Here is a 22960-nt window from a genome sequence, read left to right on the forward strand (position 1 = left end):
AAGAGGTAGGTGTGAACGCAATGGAAATTTTAAAAGCAGTCGTCAATTTTGTGTTGAATTTAGGTGGACCAGTCTTTGTTCCTTTGATCATGTTTATAATCGCGTTAGTTGTAGGATTGTCCTTTAAAAAATCATTGCTGGTAGCCATTACTTTAGGAGTTGCTTTTTCAGGGATGAACTTAGTTGTTAACTATATGCAAGAGATCATCGCACCGGCTGGTAAGGCAATGTCAAAATCTCTTGGAGTAACTTTAAATGTCATCGATGCTGGTTGGACCGGGGTGGCCGCGATCACTTGGTCATATAAAGTTGCCTTTTTGTTCTTCCCGTTACTGCTAGCGATCAATTTTGTGATGCTGACTTTTAACTGGACTAAGACACTTAACGTTGATATGTGGAATGTTTGGAACAAGATTTTTACTTATGTTATCGTGTATTACTTTACTAATAATATGTTTTTGGGGTTTATCGTGGCAGCGTTTCAAATCATCTTTGAACTTAAGATTGGGGATGTTTGGCAACGCCACATTGAGGATCTGACGGGGATGGAAGGCGTGACTGTACCACACTTTATCACTTTTTTTGCCGTTATTTTAAATCCACTCAATAAGCTGTTAGATTATATTCCGCTTTTTAATAAACCATTTGATTCTGAAGCGATTCAAAAGAAAATCGGGATCTTTGGTGAAAATAAGGTGATGGGCTTTATTATCGGGATCTTGCTAGGCTTTGGAGCTGGTTATGGTTTGTCTAAATCATTGATGCTAGCTGTTGAAGCAGCAACGGCGATGACATTATTTCCCATGATCTCTAAATTGTTTATGGAAGCGCTAAATCCAATCGCAGACGCAATGGGAAATTTTATGAAAAAGCACTTCAAAGATCGCAAAGTCTACATTGGTTTAGATTGGCCAATTTTAGCTGGACGTAGTGAATTTTGGGTAACCGTGATCGTCTTAGTGCCTGTCGAATTATTATTGGCGATTGTTTTACCTAACAATAATATTTTACCATTTGCGGGGATCATCAACCTTTCTTTTGCAGTGGCAGCGCTATTATTGACCGGAGCTAATTTGTTGCGGATGATCGTTTTAGGGATCATTTCAACGCCGATCTTTTTATACGGGGGTACTTATTTTGCCCCAATGATCACTAAATTAGCACGACAAACTGGAAGTTTTAAGGTTCCTGCGGGTCAACAATTGTCTTGGTCAACTTTTGAAGGTCCGGATTTTAGGTTGTTCTTTGGCCAAGCATTTGCCGGAAAATGGTGGGCGATCATTGCTGCCATCCTTTGGACTGGATTATTTGTTTGGCTGTATAAAGATCAACGAAGAATTGCCTTACCAAGTAAACGCTATGCTACTTTAGTGCCGGTCAGTTCACCTAGTGCAGTAGCTACAAAAGCAACGGCTAATTACCAAGATGTTGCTTTAAATGCCTTGGATGGTAAGCATATCGGTGGCACCAAAAAGAAAAACGATAATTATCGAAATGTTGACTTAAATGCAGTGGATGGGATGGATTTTAGCCAAAAAAGAAGGTGAAATGATGTTACGGTCAAAGATATTTTGGTCGATCTGTTTATTGGTAGCAGTCAGTTTATTTTTGGCAAGTCTAGTTGAACAAAATTTGTGGCTCTTGTTAGGTGCAGGTATAGTAGCAACAATAACGTATTTTTTAGCAGATGACGTCTTGTTTGCCGAATATAATCAAAAACGTGAGCTCAAGCGCCAGAAACTACAAAAAGCATTTGATGATAGGAGGAAAAAAGAGTGACTGAATCATTTATATTTGAAGCACAGCGGCGTGATATGGCCAAAGTTGCAAGAAAGATGTTTGAACGCAAATTAACTAATGTTGCAGGTGGAAACATTTCACAAAAAATAACGGCATCAAAAGATATCGCGTATGGGCATGTTAAGCTTAAAAAAGGGCATGATTATATGATCATGACACCGACATTTATGTCAGAGGCATGGTTTGGCGAGCTTGAAGCCAGTCAGATCTTAGTTGTTGATCTAGAGACTGGCGAGCAACTTGATGGCTCCGGGCGGTTGACTCGCGAAGTAAATCTGCACCAAGAAGCTTATCAAGCAAATAAAAATATCAAAGTGGTCTACCACTCGCATGCCCTTAATTCAATGTTTTGGGCAACGATCGGAAAAGATATGCCAAATGTGACCGAGGCAACTAGCAACGATTTAGCTTTAGGTGAGATCAAATGTTTGCCATATCGTCCTGCTTGTTCAAAAGAACTCGCCGATATGGTGCATGAAAACTTGATTGCTCTAGGCGATAAAGCCGCTAATAATATCTTTTTGTTAAATAGTCATGGTGTACTGATCACCACTGATGATCTGCATCATGCCACCTGTATCCTTGAAACCGTTGAATGGAATGCGGAGATTGCCTATAAAGAAGCAGTATTTCAAGGGCTAGAATTGTTGAATGGATATCATTCTAAAGGAAAAATTATAGAGAATTAGAAAAACTGCGCTAACTTCGGGTGAGGTCAGCGCAGTTTTTTATTCTAGAGAGCTAGATAAAGTATTTAACTAACTAAACTTAAATATAGTATCATTTAACCCACAGTATGCATCGACAGGACTTGTACCTTTAAAATTGTCTTCTCCCATCAACTTAGCTACTAAGCTTTCAAGCGTTTCTTGTTTTCCATCGTAGGTGTTGATATAGGTTTTAACTTGTAGTACATCAGCTAAGTGGAATGGACATTGAACTGAGACAAAAATCGTTGGGATCTCATGAATATAAAATGGAATATCTGGCGTCCCTTTACTTGCGGGCCAAACAATACGTTGAACCGTTCCAGGATTAACATTGGCCACATTTATGATCAAATCATACTTATCAGTCAATTCTTTGATCGGACGTTTAGTAGCGTAGATCCCTGCAATATTTTTGATTTTTTCTTCAGCTGAAAGACCTTTAAGTGAATCTTCAGGTGAAACGTGCTTCTCAACTTCAAAGCCTTTTTCACGCAAGAGATCTTTTAATAAATCAATCGCTTGTGATCGATTTCCAGCAACAAGTTCTCCAAAACCACCTTTGACACCATGAACGTCAACTAGTAAGATTCGTGGATATTTTTCTGGTGTGATCGGCCAGATATCTTGTTTATCTTTTACTAAAGTGATCTCTTCATCAGCTACTTCACGGAATAACTTTTTGTTTTCTGGTAGACCGATCTGTTTTATAGCAATTTCTTTAGGTGGCAGAATTTCTTCTTTTGGTGTTTGATGGAATCCAAGTTTGGCTTTTAAACCAAGGATCCGACGTAAAGCATCGTGGAGACGATCATCAGTAATGACCCCGTTTTTATAGCCATCTAGCATATATCCAAAATCTTCATCTGGATCATTAAAGAATAAGAAAAGATCACAACCAGCCGCAATTGAAGTTGGTAAGAGTTCAGAACGTTTCATTGCTCCGGTCAAACCGAGCATGTGACTAGCATCTGTTACGACTAGACCGTTGAATTTTAATTTACCTCGCAAAAGGTCGGTGATCAGTTCTTTAGAAAGGGGTGCGAGTAAGAGATATTCATTTTTAAGCTCAGGGTTAAAATGCTTAGCATATGCTGGCATGTGGATATGGCCAGCCATGATCGAAGGTAAACCTGCATCTATCAAGCCAGAATATACCTTACCAAAGGTCTTATCCCATTCTTCAGTTGAAAGACTATTGATACTAAACGAGAGATGTTGATCGCGTTCATCGATACCATCACCAGGAAAATGTTTAGCAGCCGGTAGAATGCCACTTTCTTGGATTCCTTTCATATAGGCTAGACTTAGGGCCAAGACTTTGTCAGGATCTTGTCCAAACGACTGACTGGAAATGATCGGGTTACGCCAATTGCGATTGATATCGACAATTGGTGCAAAGCTCCAGTTACAACCAATGGCTGACGCTTCTACGCCCGAAACACGTCCCATTTCATAAGCATATTTTTCATCAGCGGTTGCACCGCTTTTGACCTCGACCCCAACTTCGGTTCCATCAGTACAAGCACCGTTCCCACCAGCTTCTGTGTTGGCAGCAATCAGTAAAGGGATCTTACTTTCTGTTTGTAAGATATAGTTTTGATCGTAAACTTCTGTTGCTGTTCCTGGATTATAACGAACAGCTCCAATATGATAGCGTTCAACCATATCAGTTAAATATTGTTTATCACGACTAGATCCCATGTTAACAAATAATTGACCAATTTTTTCTTCGGTGCTCATGGTAGCAATTGTATGTTCTACCCAATCGATTGCGGTTTGATCTAGGTTATAAGGCTTTTTAGTTAAATCAACTTTAGTTGGCATGTTTTTTCTCCTTTCCTTTGTTTGATCAAGGTTATTCCAAAATTTGGTAAGATAGTCAGTTTCAAGTTCATTACTTTGGTGAATTAAAAATTGTGGTAAGAAAACTTCTTGTAATTCGTGCCACGATCGAGCTTCATGGTTGACTAAGATCGGATAGAAGTGAACATTATTTTGTTCTGCTGCTGCAAGATCTCCGGCAGCATCACCGATCATTAAAGTGTTTTGTTTAGGATAGCCTTCAAGTTTTAATTGGCGAATGATTTCTGCTTTTTTACCTCGATCTTGGCACCATACTTCATCAATCGCCACTAATAATCCGTGACGTTTCCATTCAGCTTCAATTGCATCACGGTTGGCCGAACTAACTACAACAACTTTTCCACGCTTTTTCAAGGCTTTTAGACCAGCAAGTGCATTTTCAAAGGGCTGATCAGGTCCTTTTGCTTGGTGGATCTCAGCATTAACTTCTTTTGACCACTGAAGTGCTTTTTTTAAATCATCAGTCTGGTATTTATCGATTTCGCATGCTAAAGCTTGATTAGAAAATTCAGGAGTAGTTTGAACCCAAGCATCAAGTTTTTGAATTCCTGTGATACCGTGTGCTTTGAGTGTCATTACTAAGCCTACGAACCGATTTACACCGCGGGTTTTAGAATAAAGATTGATTTGGTTCCAACTCTTTAAAAAACTTTGTGTCTCTTGTGTAGGAACTTCAAATATTTTTGCTGCTAAGGGACCAAAAAATTGCTGATGTTTGTAAGTCTACTTAATCTTAGCAACATAGTTACGCTGAGGTTAAAATTTCGCAGATAAAAAGGTATTGGGAATGAAACAAAAAATTTCGGAGTTAATCAAAGAATATCGCAAAAAAAGAGGATTAACGCAACAAGAGTTAGCAGAGGGGATCTGCACACAAGCAATCATCAGTAAGATCGAAAAGGGGATCACTAATCCATTAGTCGACATCTTTTCAGCATTATGTCAAAGATTAGCGATCCCCAGTGAGCGTATTTTACAATTTTTAGAGGTCAAACGTTCATTAACTGGTAGTGAAAATGTATTTGCCAAAGAATACCGGCAACTTTACTACGAACGCAATTATCAAGCTATTAAATTTTTCTTAGAGCATTTGCTTGATTATGATGAATTACCGGTTGATAATAAATATTATTATGATTGGTTAAGAGCAGAAGTGACCTTTTATTATGAAAAAGAACAACAAGCAGGTCTTAAAGCGTTAGAGACAGTCTACAAAGCTGTTATGTAAGCAGATTGTCCAATTAAGTTAAAAGAACGCATTATCCAAACACTAGCAGATATGAACTATCACTTAGAATAGCATTAGAACTATACACGCAGATCATAGATGAGATCATGTCTTCAGAAAGTGTCGAATTTAAGGCACTTGGGTTACATGGTTTGGCGAAGTTGTATCAAAAACTTGGTGATCTAACCCGAGCTTCAGAATATGTTTCGCTTGAGATCGATACGTTATTGGCGCAAAACTCGCTCTATAACTTAGGTGAGGCGTTCTTGTTATTTGCCAAATTACTGTCTGAACAAGGTATGGCTACTGAAGCAAAAACCAATTGCCAAAAAGTGATAAATATTTGTGATCTGACTAACAATAATTCCCTTAAAAGTCGTGCCGTAGCAATTATCAAAAATTGTGAAACAAGTAAATAAACTAAAAGCTATGCTCGATCGCATGGCTTTTTTAAAGAGTTTTATAACTATAGTGTTGACATTATAATTAAAGTAATATAGTATTGCGATAAAGAAGTGGTCAAAACGTTATTATCAAGAGGATGGTCGTGGAAACGAATAATGCTACTTGGTTGTTGGCGGTAATTGCTTTTCCACTAGTTTGCAACTATCTGTATTTTATTGAAACGCTCTCTTCAGCACATTTAGTTGCGACTTATCCAATGATTTTTGATAACTGATCACGTTGCTCCAAGGATTACTAACTTACTTTTCTTGTTAGTGTGATCATATTGCTTTGATCACTTCTTTTTGAATGGAGAGATGATAAATGAAGCTTAAAAAGATAATCAGGTTGAGTTGGTATCAAGCAAGAATCAGTTTCGTAGTTTAGCTTTTACGAAAAAATTGCATTGATATTTGAATTCTTTGATATCTTCGTTCAGCCGTTCATCTTTTCCATTTTATTTTTTGTGGTTGCACCAAATAATTGGTTGCTCTACACAGCCCTTATATTGATCGTGGTTTACAACCTATGTGCAAGCATCAATTTGGTGCAACAAGCTTTAAAAGACAAACACCGCGAAAATTCTTTTAAGATTTTTGGCTATACCCCAGCCGAATACCGTTTGGGAACTGATCTATTTATCACGTTTCCACGAATCTTATCAAATCTATTGTATAGTCTCATGCTAGTGGGACTCACTTTTTTTCACTATCACCAAATATTTTTAGTAAGTTTAGGGCTCTTACTTTTGGTGATTTTATGTTTACCGATAAACTATTTAGCGCGGTCAAAGCTATTTCAGTTATCTTTTATCTCTGATGGAATATTTGCCGTGATCAATTATCCAGTCTTTATGGTGGCAGTACTTTTAGCAAATCTCAAATATTTTTCATTTGAATTAATAATGCTGACAAGCATCTTTATTATTTTGTTATTACTAGTGTCCAACGGTGAAAGACTTTACAAACGTTATGCTTTTATTCGGCCAAGGCACAATTTATTAAAAGAATTGTCCCTTGCCATCACTGAATCCAGTTATCCGTTAGTCAGCCAATTCTTTATGCTAGGACTCTTTTTAGCTATAGCAATATATCTACTTTATTTTGTTATTGCTGGGCATTATCTTGAAACTAGTAATGATCCTGGAAAAATCAGGGAATTATTGTATGTTTTTTTGCCAACTTCTGTTTTGTATAATGTCCAAACCAGTTTGAGTTATTACTATGCTTATGATTTTGAAGGTCAGCGAATGCATACTTTGAAAGTTTTAGGAAATTTTATCAGCTACAAGGTCAAAACCAAGCTTAAATTAGCCTACCTTTTAAGTATCTTGCCCGATAGCGTATTTTTAGTCGCTTTTTCACTTCTTTATCCCGATGATGATCTTATCCAGTATTTGATTGCCTATATTCTTTGCTTTCTAGCCCACCCGCTGTTCTTTTATTTGGGTAGTATGTATTTTCCTAATTATCGCCGTTCAATGTTTGATATTAGCCAAAAATTATCTAATCAAGCTTTAGCCATGGGAGTAGTGTTGAGCACGTTAGTAAATTTAGCTAGTGCTTATTATGTTTGGTTTACCAAAACGCTACTAAGTGAGTGCCCAATTAGTGATAGCCGTGATATTTGACTTGCTTGTTATCGCCGTTAGTTTGCGACTTATTAAAAATAAGACCCGTGAATATGAATCTTAGGTGGGAAATTTATGGAGCACTATGAAATTGTACAACTTTCAAAACATCTAACTGATTTTTATTTAGCAAATATCAGTTTTAGCGCAAATAAAGGTGATATTATTGGCCTGATCGGTAAAAATGGTGTGGGAAAGACGACATTATTGAATGCGCTTGCTGGAATTGAACGAGCTGATTTTGGCCAAATTTTAGTAGATGGCAAAGTTGCTAAGCGCACATTTTTTACAACTGAAGTCGATTATTTGCCAGATAAATTGGATTTATACGATTATTTGACGCTCCAAGAAAATATTGATTTTGTTTTAAAAGTTAGAGAACTTGAAAATGATGAGACCAAACGTTACCTAGCAGAATTGTTAGTTGAGTTAGAATTAGCTGACCAGCTAAAAACAAGGTTAAAAGATCTTTCTAAGGGGATGCGTCAAAAATTCAACTTTATCGTTACGATTTTGCATCGGTCTAAATTACTTTTATTAGATGAGCCCTTTGACGGCTTAGACCTTAAGCAGATCATGGTATTAAAAAACTACTCAGGAAATTAGTTAAGCAAGGAACAGTGGTGATTTTTTCTTCACATATTTTGAGTTTTGTGACTGACTTATGCAATAAGGTTATTTTTATTGCAGCTGGGCGCTTACAAAAACAACTTGAAGGTAAGGTAACGGAGAAAGATTTAATGGGTTTATTCAATGAAATCAAAGATTAAGTTTATTAGCAATTATTAAAAACAGGGGGAGCAAGATGAAAACAGGGACTAAAAAAGGTTGGATGTTCTTTTTGTTATGTGTTTCTTTACTTAGAACAGTGATTGGATTTTATGCGACTTGTTTTGGAAAAAAGCAGTCATTAGATTTGTCCTCGACTGGCGATTCACAAGCAGACGTATTATTAAATGACCTAAAAGTGGTGCTTGACAAACAATATCTATTTTCCACGAATGCTTACAACAAGTTGCTGGTTGGACTTTTATTGATCATCTTGATCTTGGCACTAGCTTCTTGGTCAGTTAATTACCGCCAAAGTTTATTATTGTATTTGGCATATTTCGTACTTAGTTTGGTAAAAGTCATCTATGGTTATATTAATACGCTTCAAATTGCTAATTTCTATACGGCAGTGAGTCAGCGTACTGCAACTTTAACGACGGCAAAGATCTCATTGATCATTATGATCATGATATATGCAGCGATCAGTTGTTTTATTTTATATAATCTACGTTCCGTAACTAAAGGTAAATAGAACTAGATAAATTTCATTTTCTTAGCGTGTGTTATAGCTACATATTTACTAAGAGCATATGTTAAAATGTAGGGAAATACACAGCACATGCAAAAACCAATAAGTAGGTGAGAAAATGAAAGCATGGAAAGCAGGGATGATTAGTTTTGGGACAACCATTATAATTGGTGGAGTTGCCGGGATCATCTATTGGCTCAATTCTGGCGATAAAATCTCCCAGAGTCAACAAGAATTAAAGCAAGCACAAATCGAAAAAGCTAAATCAGAACAAAAAAATAAGCAAAAAAGTTCCAGTAAAACTTCATCTTCAGAAGAAGAAACAACTTCGGAAAGCCAAACCGAAGAAAGTGAAGCCGAAGAAACAACGGCTGAAGCTAGTAGTGAATCTTCCCAAGTAACAGAAAGTGAATCTACTAGTGAGGCGCAGAGTACTTCTGAAGCAGAACAAGAAACGGATTTACTTGATGATCCAAATGTAGATAGTCAAAATGGTCATGTAAGGGTTACTGGGCGCCAAAGTGGAACTACTTACGATATCATCGGAAGTGAAGATGGTACCATCTATGCTGTAGATTTAGGTGGAGCTGATGTTGATCAAGTAGAGGACGATTCATTGGCGCAAGCCGCAGCCGAGCAAGAACATCGTTTTAAGTCAGTAGAAGAAGCGATCAATTGGGCCTTAGCTAATTAAAAAAGTCTCCTAAGTTTTCAACTAGTGAACTTAGGAGACTTTTTTATTAGCGTAATGATTTACGGTAACCAGCTGCTTGAGCTTCTGCTTCGGAATTGAAATAGACCGCATTTTCAGAATTCATCCGATAGCCACGTTGGCCTGGAACATGATAGATCATACTTCTAGAATTACCAACGATCACACCTTGTGCGTTGGCATCAGCGGTATTTAGGTCACCGTTATTGGTAGGTGGTGTGTTATTTCCACCACCACTATTAGAGTTATCAGTATTTTGTTGTGCTTGTGCCTGACTTTGAGCTTGTTCAGCGGCTTGTCTGGAAGCTTGTTCGGCTGCAGCAATACTTTGGCTTTCAGCTTGTCTTGCTTCTTCTTGGGCGATACTTTCACTTTGAGCACGAGCTAAACTTTCGCTTGCAGCACTTTCACTGGCTGCTTTTTTTGATTCTGATTGAGCAATTGATTCAGCTTTTGAAGCAGATTCAGCCTTGGCTTTTGATTCTTCTTTAGCTTTTGCAAGTGAGGCGGCTTTTGCCTTAGACTCACTTTGGGCTTTTGCTTCAGATTCTTTTTTGGACTTAGCTTTACTTTCCTTTTTGGCAATACTTGAATCTTGTGACTTTTTAGCGTTGACGTCATTAGTAGAACCGCTAAAAGCTCCAAATAATAAAAGTGAAATGATTGCAGTGGTGATCGTTGTGATCAACAGCCGTTTATTAGGATTACGGCGCCAATAGTGCCAGATTCCAAATAAACTAGCTAAAAATATAACTAGAAAGAACTTATCCATAAAACTACCCCTTTTTATTTGAAAATTATTTATATATTAATTTTACCTTAAGAAGTATAAGATTCTCAAATTATTTTTAAGGAATAAAAACGTTAAATTAGGATAATTATAGTTAGATAAGTTTATCATCAATTTTTTTGTAAAAGCAAAGTGTAGTTTTATAATAAATCTTCCAACAGGGGATAGACACATAAGACGACATAAAAAGTGATATGGATAGCATTGAATAGATCAAAGCCCTTTAATGCTTTACGAAAAATCAGATACGATACTGGTATTGATAAAATAGCAAAAGCATACCTAGCTCCCCTCCTTTAGCTAAGCATATCATGATTAAGTTCTTTATAGCAAACGGTTACATATAATTTCAAATTTAAGTATTTCCCTAAAAGCAAATACTCAATGAAAAGAAATGTGGTAGCTATTCACTTTCAGTTACTAGATTTTCGAAAATATTACCAAAATATGTGTTGATATTTTGTGCGATTTCCTTTGGTGTGCGCGGTTCATCTTCGCTTAGCCAGTGAGAAATAACGTTGGAATAACCACCAATGATGAAATAAAGACTATCACCAATGTTAGGTGACAGTGCTTCTTCTTTTATATGCCAAGGAGCGTTGATCGAGCGATAAATTGAAAAAGCTACCTGATTGAATTTTCAAGCAATAAATGAAATTTTTGATTTTTAATGAGCAATGCAAGCTCTGGTTGATTTTGATAAAAATAATTAAGTGTAACTAATATCACTCCACTAAGTGAGCGTTGCTTTAAAATCGTCTTTTCTAATAAACGATACTTTGCAATAAAGTCGTTGTAGTAGTAATTGAGAATGTCTTGTTTATTTGTAAAGTAACGATAAAAAGTTCGGCGTGATACCGTGGCCTCATCCAAAATCTCGTTTAGGGTCAGTTCATCAAATGTATTTGTCTTTAGTAATTCAAACATAGCATTAATGATTTTTGTTTTTGATCTAAGGATCTGTTCCTCTTTACCATTCATGTAAAATTCCTCCAATAAATGCCACTTTATAGCTAATTTATAGCACTTCTGAGCTTAAACTTGTTTTCACTAGTAGGCTTAGTTATCCTGAAGATGTGCTCTTATTGTAGCACATTTCGATTAGCTAGGAGGGATACTATGAATCAAGCTTATACAAGGATCCAACAGTTCGATTTTCAGATTTTACGTTTTACGGGGCAACTAAGTTAAAAGTATTTAGAAGTACGCCAAGATTTGCTTGAAATCGGGGAGAAGGTCAAAGATTTTGAAACTTGGTATCAGTGGTGGCATACTAAAGCTAATTTTTATGAGCATAAAAAACTATTTGAAATAGCCATGGCTTATCATCGTGCATCTTTGTTTTATCTGAGTTTTACAGATGAGCGGAAATTAGTTGCTTATCAAGCATTTAGAAGGTGTTTTGAGAGACACTACCAAAATGATGGCTTTGAATACTTTAATGTTCCATATGAGTATGGTAAATTACCAGCAATTTATATTCCTAAAAAAGAATCTAAAAAGACTTTGCTCATAATGTCTGGTTTTGATTCTTTTGCTGAAGAGTTAGTCAGTTGGTTTTATCCAATAAAAGATCAGTTAGACGCTAATATCATTTTGTTTGATGGTCCTGGCCAAGGCTCTACACCATTTCAAAAGTTATATTTTACATCAGATTACGAAAAAGTGGTTTCGACAGTATTAGATTATTTTGAAGTTGATGAAGCCGATGGGATCGGCGTTTCATGGGGTGGTTATTTTATTCTTAGAGCAGCAGCCTTTGAAAAACGATTAAAGCGTTGCATCTGTTTTGATATTTTCTATTCAGGATTAGATGCTTTAAAATTGCAAATTACCCCCTCAGAATATGATTTTTTGAAACAATCTTTGCAGTTGGAACAAAAAGAGCTCATTGATAAAATTATAACCACTCGGGCAAAACAAGATTTGAGTTTAAAATGGATACTTCAGCACGGGACAGATATTACCGGAGAAAATAGCCCCTATGATCTCATCAAAAATATTTCAAAACATTCTATAGCTCCGTATTTGCAAGATGTAAACCAAGATTGTCTTTTGCTGGCAGGGAGTAAAGACATGTTCGTCCCCAAAGAACGCTTATTAGACATCGAAAATGAGTTGGTAAATGCGCGAAGCGTCACTAGTAGTTTGTTCGACGAAAAAACAGGTGGTTCGCTTCATTGTCAAGTAGATGATCCATCTGTCGCTTTAAAAGAAAACGTTTCTTTTTTACAAAATGAGTAAGTGATAGTTAATAAAAAACTAGTTCGTTAATAAATTTAGCGGACTAGTTTTTTTAGTTAATTAAGTTGTTCAATAAATTTCAGATAGGCATCTTGTTCACCAGTCTCTGTAATTTGGCAGTTATTTTCATCAACGTTATTAGCATGTAGATCATCTTCTGTTACCTTGATTTCATGGGTAAAGGTAGCATTTCCGATCAATTCGATCGAAAATTGCTCGGCTTGGCGCTTGAGATGGGTTTTGACCATCCCACCAGGATTATAGACCGTAATGTCTTGTTCAAAATCACAGTTTTCAGGTTGGGTCAAATAAAAAGCTAAACTAGTAGCTGACATTCCTGTCCCACAAGCATTAGTAAAGCCAACGCCGCGTTCGTAAGTTTGCACAAAAAGCTTGTTTTTACCTAAAACTTGAGCAAAGTTGATGTTGACCCCATCGGAGAAATAAGGGTTAGGGCTATTTAGCTGTTGTCCCAACGTAGCCAGTTGGCTTTTGGCTCGTTTGATATCAGGTACAAAACCGATCAGATGCGGGTTAGGAACAGCTAAAATTGAAAAATTGATTTTTTCATCTGGATCAAAGACAGCTAGCGTTTTTCCGACGATCTTATCTGCACCAAGATTATCAAACGGTAAATACTTTTTATCAAAATGGACGGGTGAGATCTCAACACCAAAGGTCGGTACGCCTGAAGCAAAATCAGCTTTTTTAGCAACTAAAAGGTCTGCTTGGAGCGTTTCAACTTTGAATTGATCTTGGCCATGTTTTTGTGCTAAATAACGTGCTACGGTTCTAAGCCCATTACCGCACATTGAAGCTTCACTACCATCCGCATTGATGACACGCATTTTACCTAATGTGTCTGGCTTAGCGCTGTGATTGACCACCAAAATTCCATCGGCACCACCTAAGATCCCGGTTTTTGGGGAAGTCAAAGTGGTCGTTAATTTTACTAGCTCAGCGTCAGTTAGGGGCTGCTCAAGTAGCGTTTGGTCTAAGATAAAAAAGCTGTTTTGTGAACCGTGGACTTTAAGTAGGGTGCTCATTTGTTTTCCTCCTCAAAAAAAGTTTGGTAAATGTATTTGACTGCATTGGCTGCATCGGCGCGCTTTGTTCCTAGCATCAGCGAGATCCGCGAAGCACCTTGATTGATCATATGGATCCCAATGTCATGTTCGGAAACACTATCGATGATTTTTTGTGTTACTCCTTTGTGATCACGCATACCTTCACCCACGACCATGATGATCGCATAATCGTCGATCCATTCGAGTTGATCGGGCTGGAGAGCAGCTTGAATATCTTCACACATCAGCTGTTTTGTTTCTGGAGTCAAAAGGTCGCTATCAAAGATGATCGTTAAGTCATCGATCCCAGATGGCATGTGTTCGTATGAGATCTGATATTTATACATGATCTCAAGTAATTTTAACGTAGCACCGACTTCTTTATTTAACAAATATTTGTGCAAGTATAGTGCCGAAAAATGGTTAGAATTAACGACACCAGTAATTGTTTGCGTCGGCATAAAATCAGTTTCTGGTACGATCCAAGTACCGGGGAGTTCTGGATGATTAGTGTTTTTAACGTTAATCGGGACCTGACCTTGGATCGCAGGGATGATCGCTTCGTCGTGAAAGACCGAAAAGCCAGCGTAGGCTAATTCACGCATCTCGCGGTAAGTCATTGTAGTGATCGCAGCTGGATCAGTGACGATCTTAGGATTAGCCACATAGATCGCATCAACGTCAGTGAAGTTTTCATAACATTCAGCTTTTAAAGCACAAGCTAAGATTGCTCCGGTAATATCTGAGCCACCACGCGAAAAAGTAGCAATTTGACCTTCCTTAGTCAATCCAAAAAAGCCGGGGACGATCAAGCGTTCTTCGCCTACTGGTAGCTGTGCTAGTGCTTGATATGTTTGTGGTAAAACGGTGGCATTGTTAGGTTCACTGGTCACTAGAAAACCAACTTCTTTGGGATTGATAAAGCGGGCTTTGATCCCTAAATGGTTTAAGATCTTTGCGATCAAATATGCATTTAAACGTTCCCCATGTGCTTTAAAAGCCGCCATTAAATATTTTGCGTCTGGATATACATGATCTTTTAATTCAAAGAGTATTTTATGTAATTCAGTTAAGTTCTCTTCAGGTAAAGCAAAATATTGTGCAATCGCTAGATAACGGTCAAAGATTGCTTGGCAGATCGCAGATGTATCTTGGCGTTGCAAGGTCTGTTTAGCATAGGTGATCAAAAGGTCTGTCACCTTCGTATCGTTTTTATCTCTTTTTCCAGGGGCAGATGTTACGATCACCTGGCGTTTATCATCAGCCACGATAATCTTGATCACTTTTTTTAATTGAGCTCCATCTGCTAGCGAGCTCCCACCAAATTTTGCAACTTTCATCACGATCATTCCTTCGCAAGTAATTTTACTTTAATAAATTTAATAACTGCATTGTATCATTTTTAATTTGATTATCAACTAAAAAATCAGTGGTAATGAGGGATTTAGCGAGGGCATATATAGTAATAAAAAAAATAAAATTAAAAAGCCTTGACGAATGCGAAGAAAAATTATAGTATGGTGTTAAATCGAAGAGGCGCAACCGACATGAGTAAGAGGCTCAAGCTACTATAAGAGCGTTTGAGAGTCTTGTGAAAGGGGAAGTTGCCGAAGTGAGTGATAGGTATAGCTATTACTTGGCTGGGTTGTAGTTTAAGAGACTGCAGACTGTCGCAAATAAAGTGATTTGCGGAGTGCTATCGATCTAATAGAGTTTTTGCAATTATTTTAGCAGGATCTTTTTAGGCGAACGCACTAAAAAGATCCTTTTTTTGTGGCCAAAAACTGGAGGGTTGGAAAATGGAAGTAACAACAAATGATAACAGACATTTAACGATCGGCGGGATCGATGCCGTTAATTTGGCACATAAGTATCAAACGCCGTTAGTAGTCTATGACGTAGCGCAGATCAAAGCACAGATCAATGCTTTTAAACGAGTATTTGAGGAACAACAAGTTGCGTATGAAGTGAGCTATGCTAGTAAAGCTTTTTGTGCCACAGCAATCTACCAAGTGATCAATACTTTAGGCTGTCATACCGATGTTGTTTCTGGTGGAGAATTAGCCACAGCATTAAAAGCAGGTTTTCCAGCCGAAAAAATCAGTTTCCATGGTAATAACAAGTCGATCGCCGAATTAGAATATGCAGTTAAGTCGGATGTAGGAGTGATCATTGTTGATAATTTCTATGAGATCGAGTTATTGATTAAAGTCTTACGCGAACAAAATAAAAATACACGTGTGATCTTGCGTGTGACTCCAGGAATTTCGGCGCATACGCATGAATATGATCAGACCGGTCAAGTTGATAGTAAATTTGGCTTTGACATTGATTCAGGTCAAGCTGACAAAGCACTTGAACAGTTATTAAACGAACCAAACATTGAAGTTTTAGGACTACATGCTCATATTGGGTCACAGATCTTTGAATTAGGCGGTTTTGAACTAGTAGGACAAAAATTGATGCAGATCGCTAAACATTGGCAAGATAAATTCGGTTACGAAACAAAAGTTTTAAATGTCGGCGGTGGCTTTGGCATCAAATATACTGCCGAAGATACACCACTTGCCCCAGAAAAATTTGTTGAAAAGATCATTCAAGTCGTTAAAAAGCAAGCTAAAGAACTTGAGATTAGCTTACCGGCGATCTGGATCGAACCGGGACGTTCAATTGTTGGTCCGGCAGGCTATAACTTATATACCGTTGGGGCAAGAAAAGATATTCCAGGTCATTTACCATATTTAGCAGTTGATGGTGGGATGGGTGATAATATCCGCCCAGCGCTTTATCAAGCTAAATATGCCGCTGTTTTGGCTAATGACCCTAAGGCAAAAATACAAGAAACAGTCCATTTAGCCGGTAAGTATTGTGAATCAGGGGATATCTTGATCGATGAATTAGCTTTACCAAAAACAAAGCCAGGAGATATCATTGCGATGCTTGCTACTGGGGCATATGGTTATTCGATGGCTTCAAATTATAATCGCAATCCCCGGCCCGCTGTTGTTTTTGTTGAAAATGGTCAAGCCAAATTAGTCGTTAAGCGTGAAACTTATGCTGATCTAACTCATTTAGATCAACCATACCTATAATATAGAAAGAAAAAGTGAGGAATTAACAATGTCAGAATTAAATGCGCAAGAAATTATTGATTTTATTGCAAATGCTGAAAAAAAGACCCCAGTTAAAGTTTATTTGACTGGTCAACTGGATGACCTTACTTATCCTAGCGAAGTTAAGGTCTTTGGTGATCAAAAAAATGCGGTCATTTTTGGTGATTGGCAAGTAGTTGGTCCATTTTTAGCTGAAAATAAAACTAAGATCAAAGATTACGAGCTAGAAAATCATATGCGCAATTCAGCTGTTCCGCTACTAGACCAAAAAAATATCAATGCGCGGATCGAACCAGGTGCATTGATCAGAGACCAAGTTTTGATCGGCGATAATGCCGTGATCATGATGGGTGCGATCATCAATATTGGAGCTGAGATCGGAGCAGGCTCAATGATCGATATGGGGGCAGTTCTAGGTGGTAGAGCCATTGTAGGTAAAAATTGTCATATTGGTGCTGGGACAGTTTTAGCTGGGGTCGTTGAACCAGCTTCTGCTACGCCAGTGATTATTGAAGATGATGTCTTGATTGGAGCAAATGCAGTAGTTTTAGAAGGTGTTAGAGTCGGTAAAGGTGCTGTGGTTGCTGCTGGTGCGATCGTTACCAAAGACGTAGAACCATATAGTGTTGTGGCTGGTGTACCGGCTAAATTTATCAAATATACCGATGAAAAAACGCAGCAAAAAACTGGTTTAGAAGAAGATTTAAGAAAGTTGTGATCTAAATGTTAGCCAAAAACGATTTAAGCGAGATCTATCAAGCATTACACCAGATCCCTGAATTAGCTTTACAGGAATTTAAAACAAAAGACTACCTATTAAGTATAATCAAAAATTTTAATCAAAAATTTTTAGAATATAGAGAGATCAAAGAATTACCGACGGCACTTTTAGTTCGCGTTAAGGGGTTTGCACCTAAGCGAACGATCGGTTATCGCTGTGACATCGACGCTTTACCAGTTAAGGAGCAAACAGGCTTGAGCTTTGCTTCTAAAAATAACGGCGTGATGCACGCGTGTGGGCATGATCTGCATATGACTGTAGCTTTAGGAGTCTTAGCTTATTTTGCCACGGAACAACCAAAAGATAACTTACTCTTTTTCTTCCAACCAGCTGAAGAAAGTGAAAATGGCGGTAAGTTAGCTTATGAGCTCGGGGTGTTTAGTGGAAAATGGCGTCCTGATGAGTTTTATGGCTTACATGATAATCCTGATTTACCGACCGGTGCGATCGGGTGTAATTTAGGAACCTTGTTTGCGGGAACGACAGAAGTAGATATTTATTTACACGGCAAAAGTGGGCATGCCGCTTTTCCGCAAAATGCCAATGACATGATCGTTTGTGCCAGTGCGTTGATCATGCAAGCGCAAACGATCGTCTCACGTAACGTTGATCCAACTAAAGGTGGAGTATTGACGTTTGGTGAATTAAAGGCTGGTTCGATCAGAAATGTGATTGCTGGTGAAGCACTGATCAAGGGCACGATCAGAGGTTTGACCCAAGAAATGATCGAACTGATCCAACAAAGGTTAAAAACGATTTGTGCTGGAGTGGCGCAAACCTATGATGCAACGATCGATCTAAAATTAAATCAAGGTGGCTATTTACCAGTTGAAAATAATGATAAATTGACTAAGTTTTTCATTGAATACATGAAAAATGCACCTGATGTTGAATTTATCGAAACTACACCAGCAATGACCGGTGAAGACTTTGGCTACTTGCTAGCTAAATTTCCGGGGACGATGTTTTGGCTAGGAGTAAATGATACGCATTCCTTACATAGCGAATGTTTTACTCCTGATCAAGGAGCTATTTTAAAGGGGATCAATGCAATTACCGGCTTTTTAGTCGTACGAATGAAGAAAGAAGTGTAGGAGCATGAAATTAACTGAAGCACAATTAATAACGGCGATCGTAACACCATTTGATCGTAATGATCAGATCGATTTTGAAGTGTTAAAAAATTTGACCGCTCACCTATTAGAAACAGGATCTCAGTGCTTTGTGATCGGTGGTACAACGGGAGAGACTCCAACTTTGAGTCGAACTGAGCAACTCGAATTATATCAAAATTTTGCTAAGATCATTGATCACCGTGTGCCTGTGATCGCAGGATGTGGTAGTAATAATACTAAAGAAACTTTACGCTTGATCAATGAAGTTGCAAAAATCGATGGGGTAGACTACGCTTTAACTGTAGTTCCTTACTACAATAAGCCCGACCAAGATGGTATGAAAGCACATTTTGAGTATTTAGCTAAAAACGCAAATTTACCGTTGATCATCTATAATATTCCTGGCAGAACTGGGGTCAAGATGGAAAAAGAAACGGTCGTTGAACTAGCAAAACTTGAGAATATTGTTGGGATCAAGCAATGTGCAGACTTGACCGAATTAGCTTATATCATTGAAAATACGCATGATTTTGCAGTGTACACGGGAGAAGATACCCAAGCGCTAGCAGCTAAGACTTTAGGCGCTAATGGCGTGATCTCGGTTGCTTCTCATCTTTATGGTAAGGAGATCTCGGCCATGTATCATGCGCTAGCAACAGGTGAGCTAGCTAAAGCTGGTCAGTTACAACGTGAGTTAACACCAAAAATGCAAGCTTTGTTTATGTATCCTTCACCAAGTCCGGTTAAAGCAGTTTTAAATGCGCAAGGATTTGCTGTTGGCCAAACGCGTTTACCGATCGTTTCATTAGATGAAGTTAAAAAACAAAAATTAGCACAAGCATTAGGTTTAGCTAAAGATGCTTTACATACTAACGAGTGTCGCTAGAATTGGGGGATTTTACGTATGATTAAGATACTAGTTGCAGGCTATTCGGGTTCGATGGGAAATCAAGTGTTACAGTTGATCGACCGTACACCTGAATTTAAATTAGTCGGTGTTTTCGCACTGAACGCAACTGAAAAAGACCGGAAACGGCTAGATTTAGCCGAAGATGTTAAGATCTTTGATTCCTTGGCACAGATCTCAACTGACGCCGATGTTTGGATCGATTTTACGGCTCCAAGTGCAGTCTTTGAAAATGTCAAGTTTGCATTGGAACATGGGATCCATCCGGTGGTTGGCACCACTGGGTTGACCGATGCACAAGTCGAAGTCTTACAGGCTTTAGCAACTACTAAAAATGTGGGTGGTTTGATTGCATCTAATTTTGGGATGTCAGCTGTGTTGCTTATGAAATTTGCTAAAGAGGCAGCTAAGTATTTTCCTGATGTTGAAATCATTGAAATGCATCATGATAATAAAAAAGATGCTCCTTCAGGGACAGCTTTGAATACTGCTAAGCAAATCGCTAAAAATCGCATCCCGCACGTCCAAGGTGCATCTGATGAACAAGAGACCTTGGCCCATGTTCGTGGTGGTGATTATGAGGGTATCAAGATCCATTCAGTGCGTTTACCAGGGTATGTAGCACATGAACAAGTTTTATTTGGTGGCCCAGGAGAGGCACTAACGATTCGCCAAGATTCATTTGATCGGGCGTCATTTATGAATGGAGTACAACTAGCCGTGAAAAAAGCGCCTACGTTGACACAGTTGTTTGTTGGTTTAGAAAATATTTTATAAGTAAAAAAGAGGTAAGGTAAACATGAAGGAATATACAGTCGCAATTTTAGGTGCTACCGGTGCAGTCGGAACTCGTTTGATCGAACAACTTGAACAATCAACGATCCCAGTTAAAAAGGTGAAATTCTTAGCTTCTAAGCGTTCAGCTGGCAAAGAGCTCACTTTTAAGGGGAAACCGGTGATCGTTGAAGAAGCAACGCCCGAAGCATTTACTGGAGTTGATCTAGTTTTAGCTTCTGCTGGGGGTGGCGTTTCTAAAAAGCTTTTACCAGAGGCGGTTAAGCGTGGAGCCGTTTGTGTCGATAATACAAGTGCTTTTCGAATGGAACCGGAAGTACCTTTAGTTGTTCCTGAAGTAAATGAAAAGGCACTCTTTTCACATCGTGGTATCGTTTCAAATCCTAACTGTTCAACGATCCAAATGATGGTAGCTTTAGAACCAATTAGACAAAAGTATGGCTTAGACCAAATTATCGTTTCGACTTATCAAGCAGCTTCTGGTGCGGGCCAATCAGCCTTAGAACAAATGTTAGCCGAAGCACAAGTCTATTTAAACAATGAACCAATGGAAGGTAAAGTGTTCCCTGTTAAAGGTGATAAAAAACACTATCCTTTGGCATTTAACTTATTGCCACAAATTGATGTCTTTGAAGAAGATGGCTACTCACATGAAGAATGGAAAATGATCCATGAAACTAAAAAAATCATGTTGGATGACATGGATGCACCCGAGCTTAAAGTTACGGCAACTTGCGTTCGAGTTCCAGTAGTCATCGGGCACGGCGAATCAGTTTACTTCACAACAAAAGATCAAACTGTAACTCCTACAGACATCAAAGAACTCTTAAAAGATGCGCCGGGGGTAACGTTACAAGATGATCCTAAAAATCAAGTATATCCGCAACCTCTCATGGCAGAAGGAAAGCGTGATACCTTTGTTGGTCGGATCAGAGCTGATAAAGAAAATCCAGGTAGCTTTAACATGTGGGTCGTTTCTGATAACTTGTTAAAGGGTGCTGCATGGAATACGGTGCAAATTGCAGAACGCTTAGTAGAAAATGATTTAGTTCGTGTACCAGAAGATCCATACTTAGGTTAGCTATGAGTAAAAGTCAGCAATTTTTGCTGGCTTTTATTTTATTTCTAAAGTATCAAAGCCACTTTAGGTGTGTTATGATAAAAAAGAAGTTTTTAGATAAAGGGATGATGTAGGCGTGACTTATGCAGAAAAAACGCTTGATCTATTAGCGACCGGAGAATTTGAAAAAGCTAAAAAAGATTTTGAACAAGCTTTATTACACGATGATGATGAAATGATCTATAGCTTAGCCGAAGAACTCTATTCGTTAGGTTTTTCCGAAATGGCTAAGCAGGCCTATCAAACTTTGATCAAGCGCTATCCAACAGAAGATAATTTAAAAACCGCGTTAGCTGAAATCGAGATCGGTGAAGGAAACGACGAACAAGCATTAGCGATCTTATCGCAGATCACGGAAGACTCCAATGCTTATTTGGAAGCATTAATGGTCAGCGCTGATTTATATCAAACACAAGGAGCTTTTGACGTAAGTGAACAAAAGTTATTAACTGCCTATAAACTAGCACCTGATGAACCAGTGATCGAATTTGCGTTAGCTGAGCTTTATTTCAATATTAAAGAATATCGTAAAGCAGCTAAATTCTACCTTTCCTTAATCAAACAAGGTATTTTAGAGTTGTCGCGGGTCAATTTAGTGGCTAGACTAGGGGTGTCTTATGCTGGTTATGGTAAGTTTGAGACGGCTTTAGGCTACTTAGAACAGATTCCAGAAGAACAATTGGATAACGATACACTGTTCCAATTGGCGTTCACGCAAATGGAATTAGCTGATCTTGAAAATGCCGCTGCTAATTTTGAAAAATTACGTAAAAAAGCGCCTGACTATGCCACATTATATCCATATTTAGCTGATATTTATGAAAAAGAGGGTCAATTTGCCCAAGCTTTGATCACAGCACAAGAAGGGCTAGCAGTTGATGAATTTAATGAATATCTTTATCAAAAAGCTAGTGCTCTAGCAGCTAAATTGGGTAAAACAAAAGAGGCAATCGATTACTTAAAGACAGCATTAGAGCTTGATCCTAGCAATCTAACGCTTGTTTTAGAGCTAAGCAACCAGTTGATCGCTACGCAAGCACACCAAGAAAATATTGATCTTTTAAAAGAATATTTGTCAGCTGATGAGATCGATCCTCAAATCTATTGGAATTTGGGGCGTTCTTACGCTGCGCTAGATCAGTATGATGAAGCGTTGAAGAATTATCAAGCTGCTGATCCATATTTAAACGATAATACGGACTATTTGCGAGATTCAGCCTTTTTCTTTAGAAATGCAGGACAACGTGAAGCAGCGATCCAAAACGCAGAAAAATATTTAAAAGAAACTCCGACTGATTACGAAGTGGAAGACTTGTTAGACGAGTTACAATATTAAACTAA

General features: G+C 38.1%; 24 protein-coding genes, 1 pseudogene and 1 riboswitch. Of the genes and pseudogenes, 19 read left to right on the top strand and 6 right to left on the bottom strand.

Annotated elements, in window-relative coordinates; translation table 11 throughout:
• The first annotated feature begins 20 nt into the window (after window positions 1–20).
• From FC32_RS07745 to FC32_RS07755, 3 genes are read left to right on the top strand one after another with little or no spacing between them, the layout of a single operon-like run.
• A complete protein-coding gene (locus tag FC32_RS07745; protein ID WP_025087708.1) occupies window positions 21–1547 on the top strand; it encodes a PTS galactitol transporter subunit IIC in 1527 nt (508 codons plus the stop codon).
• Window positions 1548–1551: 4 nt separating this feature from the next.
• Complete coding sequence (locus tag FC32_RS07750) at window positions 1552–1779, top strand: hypothetical protein (RefSeq protein WP_025087707.1); 228 nt, start codon at window positions 1552–1554, stop codon at window positions 1777–1779.
• Window positions 1776–2489: a class II aldolase/adducin family protein gene (locus tag FC32_RS07755; protein ID WP_025087706.1), complete on the top strand. Its 714-nt coding sequence runs from the start codon at window positions 1776–1778 to the stop codon at window positions 2487–2489. The genes FC32_RS07750 and FC32_RS07755 overlap by 4 nt, the downstream gene beginning before the upstream one ends.
• 69 nt (window positions 2490–2558) lie before the next feature.
• On the opposite strand, the gene FC32_RS07760 is transcribed toward FC32_RS07755, so the two are convergent.
• Both FC32_RS07760 and FC32_RS10990 read right to left on the bottom strand, forming a co-directional pair.
• Window positions 2559–4334 (bottom strand): glycoside hydrolase family 3 protein, encoded by a 1776-nt coding sequence (locus FC32_RS07760; protein ID WP_025087705.1) that lies wholly within the window; start codon window positions 4332–4334, stop codon window positions 2559–2561.
• A gap of 168 nt (window positions 4335–4502) precedes the next feature.
• Window positions 4503–4949, bottom strand: a pseudogene (locus FC32_RS10990) (HAD family hydrolase); the annotation flags it as partial.
• A gap of 211 nt (window positions 4950–5160) precedes the next feature.
• Between FC32_RS10990 and FC32_RS07765 the strand changes: the two are divergent.
• From FC32_RS07765 to FC32_RS07790, 8 genes are all read left to right on the top strand, one after another.
• The gene (locus FC32_RS07765; protein ID WP_025087704.1) at window positions 5161–5601 is read left to right on the top strand and encodes a helix-turn-helix transcriptional regulator; all 441 of its coding nucleotides are present in this window, start codon (window positions 5161–5163) and stop codon (window positions 5599–5601) included.
• Between the two features lie 107 nt (window positions 5602–5708).
• Window positions 5709–6020, top strand: coding sequence for a hypothetical protein (locus FC32_RS07770; protein WP_025087703.1), 312 nt, complete (start codon window positions 5709–5711; stop codon window positions 6018–6020).
• Between the two features lie 128 nt (window positions 6021–6148).
• The gene (locus tag FC32_RS11075) at window positions 6149–6280 is read left to right on the top strand and encodes a hypothetical protein (protein WP_257575961.1); all 132 of its coding nucleotides are present in this window, start codon (window positions 6149–6151) and stop codon (window positions 6278–6280) included.
• A 312-nt stretch (window positions 6281–6592) separates the two neighbouring features.
• Window positions 6593–7675, top strand: coding sequence for a hypothetical protein (locus tag FC32_RS07775; protein ID WP_155891490.1), 1083 nt, complete (start codon window positions 6593–6595; stop codon window positions 7673–7675).
• A 75-nt stretch (window positions 7676–7750) separates the two neighbouring features.
• Window positions 7751–8281 carry an ATP-binding cassette domain-containing protein gene (locus tag FC32_RS07780; protein WP_051533672.1) on the top strand — a complete coding sequence of 177 codons (531 nt, stop codon included), beginning with the start codon at window positions 7751–7753 and terminating at the stop codon, window positions 8279–8281.
• Between the two features lie 17 nt (window positions 8282–8298).
• Window positions 8299–8445 carry a hypothetical protein gene (locus FC32_RS10585; protein WP_155891489.1) on the top strand — a complete coding sequence of 49 codons (147 nt, stop codon included), beginning with the start codon at window positions 8299–8301 and terminating at the stop codon, window positions 8443–8445.
• Between the two features lie 35 nt (window positions 8446–8480).
• Window positions 8481–8978, top strand: a complete 498-nt coding sequence (locus FC32_RS07785) for a hypothetical protein (RefSeq protein ID WP_025087701.1) — start codon at window positions 8481–8483, stop codon at window positions 8976–8978.
• A gap of 115 nt (window positions 8979–9093) precedes the next feature.
• Entirely contained in the window at window positions 9094–9669 is a 576-nt protein-coding gene (locus tag FC32_RS07790; RefSeq protein WP_025087700.1) for a hypothetical protein, read from the top strand.
• Between the two features lie 46 nt (window positions 9670–9715).
• On the opposite strand, the gene FC32_RS07795 is transcribed toward FC32_RS07790, so the two are convergent.
• Window positions 9716–10459, bottom strand: coding sequence for a sunset domain-containing protein (locus tag FC32_RS07795; RefSeq protein WP_025087699.1), 744 nt, complete (start codon window positions 10457–10459; stop codon window positions 9716–9718).
• 642 nt (window positions 10460–11101) lie between these two features.
• Window positions 11102–11458 carry a TetR/AcrR family transcriptional regulator gene (locus tag FC32_RS10995; protein WP_235722588.1) on the bottom strand — a complete coding sequence of 119 codons (357 nt, stop codon included), beginning with the start codon at window positions 11456–11458 and terminating at the stop codon, window positions 11102–11104.
• A 234-nt stretch (window positions 11459–11692) separates the two neighbouring features.
• On the opposite strand from FC32_RS10995, the gene FC32_RS07805 reads away from it, so the two are divergent.
• Window positions 11693–12721 (top strand): alpha/beta fold hydrolase, encoded by a 1029-nt coding sequence (locus FC32_RS07805; protein ID WP_235722586.1) that lies wholly within the window; start codon window positions 11693–11695, stop codon window positions 12719–12721.
• Between the two features lie 56 nt (window positions 12722–12777).
• Here FC32_RS07805 and dapF read toward each other — a convergent pair whose 3' ends face one another.
• The gene (gene dapF, locus FC32_RS07810; RefSeq protein ID WP_035460108.1) at window positions 12778–13767 is read right to left on the bottom strand and encodes a diaminopimelate epimerase; all 990 of its coding nucleotides are present in this window, start codon (window positions 13765–13767) and stop codon (window positions 12778–12780) included.
• Window positions 13764–15128, bottom strand: a complete 1365-nt coding sequence (locus FC32_RS07815; protein ID WP_025087698.1) for an aspartate kinase — start codon at window positions 15126–15128, stop codon at window positions 13764–13766. Before FC32_RS07815 ends, dapF begins: the two co-directional genes overlap by 4 nt.
• A gap of 184 nt (window positions 15129–15312) precedes the next feature.
• Window positions 15313–15495, top strand: a riboswitch (Lysine riboswitch).
• Between the two features lie 92 nt (window positions 15496–15587).
• On the opposite strand from FC32_RS07815, the gene lysA reads away from it, so the two are divergent.
• The 7 genes from lysA (at window position 15588) to FC32_RS07850 (ending at window position 22955) form a co-directional block, all read left to right on the top strand.
• Entirely contained in the window at window positions 15588–16880 is a 1293-nt protein-coding gene (lysA, locus tag FC32_RS07820) for a diaminopimelate decarboxylase (protein ID WP_025087697.1), read from the top strand.
• Window positions 16881–16908: 28 nt separating this feature from the next.
• On the top strand, window positions 16909–17619 hold the full coding sequence (dapD, locus tag FC32_RS07825; RefSeq protein ID WP_025087696.1) for a 2,3,4,5-tetrahydropyridine-2,6-dicarboxylate N-acetyltransferase: 711 nt from the start codon (window positions 16909–16911) through the stop codon (window positions 17617–17619).
• A 5-nt stretch (window positions 17620–17624) separates the two neighbouring features.
• Window positions 17625–18776, top strand: coding sequence for an N-acetyldiaminopimelate deacetylase (locus FC32_RS07830; RefSeq protein ID WP_025087695.1), 1152 nt, complete (start codon window positions 17625–17627; stop codon window positions 18774–18776).
• Between the two features lie 4 nt (window positions 18777–18780).
• On the top strand, window positions 18781–19683 hold the full coding sequence (gene dapA / locus FC32_RS07835) for a 4-hydroxy-tetrahydrodipicolinate synthase (RefSeq protein ID WP_025087694.1): 903 nt from the start codon (window positions 18781–18783) through the stop codon (window positions 19681–19683).
• An 18-nt stretch (window positions 19684–19701) separates the two neighbouring features.
• Window positions 19702–20481, top strand: a complete 780-nt coding sequence (gene dapB, locus FC32_RS07840) for a 4-hydroxy-tetrahydrodipicolinate reductase (RefSeq protein ID WP_025087693.1) — start codon at window positions 19702–19704, stop codon at window positions 20479–20481.
• A gap of 22 nt (window positions 20482–20503) precedes the next feature.
• A complete protein-coding gene (locus tag FC32_RS07845) occupies window positions 20504–21580 on the top strand; it encodes an aspartate-semialdehyde dehydrogenase (protein WP_025087692.1) in 1077 nt (358 codons plus the stop codon).
• 115 nt (window positions 21581–21695) lie between these two features.
• Complete coding sequence (locus FC32_RS07850; protein ID WP_025087691.1) at window positions 21696–22955, top strand: tetratricopeptide repeat protein; 1260 nt, start codon at window positions 21696–21698, stop codon at window positions 22953–22955.
• Window positions 22956–22960: the final 5 nt, after the last annotated feature.

Source organism: Ligilactobacillus apodemi DSM 16634 = JCM 16172 (assembly GCF_001434405.1).
In the GTDB taxonomy this organism is placed as follows: domain Bacteria; phylum Bacillota; class Bacilli; order Lactobacillales; family Lactobacillaceae; genus Ligilactobacillus; species Ligilactobacillus apodemi.